Raw genomic sequence first — 811 nt, 5'->3', positions numbered from 1 at the left:
GTCTACGCGCAATGCGTGATAGCGGGCGTCCATTGGTGCGAGGGGCGGTTTGATCAGACTGTACGTGCCTGTGTGGCCGCGCATGAAGACGCGGAGGAAACCGGAAATCCGGCATCGATCTGCCAGGCTCTCAGCTGGTGTGGCTGCAACCTTTTCCTCAGACTGGAGGAGCTACAGCTTGCCGAGATCGCAATTCATAGAATGAAGCAGGTCGCGCAGGACAACGACATCCAAAGCTACCTGCTTTCGGCCATTGGGTTTGAGGGCAGGCTGCTGTTTCTTAAGGGAGAATTCCGCTTGGCGGAGCGACAATTGCGAGAGGCGGTGTCGAAGTTGGGCGACGTACGCTATGGAAATGTTGCAGTCCCGTTCCTCGGGCGCCTGGCGGAAGTTCTCGCGGCTGACGACCGTCCAGAAGAAGCGGTTCTGGTGTCGGCGGAATCGCTCGATAGAATAAGGGCGACCGAAGCGCTCTGGCAGCTACCTGATGCACTTCGCATCCACGGCACGACTTTGCTCTCGCTCGAGGGAATCAAATCAGAAGCGGCGGAACGCCACTTTCGCGAAGCGATCGCTATCTCGCAATATCAGGGAGCTCTCGGCCACGAGCTCAAAGCGACGGAGAGTTTGGCCGAAATGCTTCGCCATCAAGGCAGGATCGGCGAAGCCTCGGCAAGGCTCGATGATGCCCTCGGGAAATTCGCCGAGGGATTTGGTACCACGCCGTACCGACGGGCCAAAGCCTTGCTCGACGAAATGGGTGGCAGCGGCGCGCACGGTTAGGCCGACAACGGGCCGATGCCAGATTGAA

General features: G+C 59.1%; 1 protein-coding gene. It reads left to right on the top strand.

The features are described from left to right. Positions 1–783 (top strand): hypothetical protein (locus NS334_RS17260; protein WP_206542741.1); only part of this gene is annotated, 783 nt, incomplete at its 5' end. Positions 784–811: the final 28 nt, after the last annotated feature.

Origin of the sequence: Sphingomonas endophytica, assembly GCF_001476895.1 — a bacterium.
GTDB classification, from domain to species: Bacteria; Pseudomonadota; Alphaproteobacteria; order Sphingomonadales; family Sphingomonadaceae; genus Sphingomonas; species Sphingomonas endophytica_A.
This window is presented reverse-complemented; position numbering and strand designations above follow the sequence as displayed.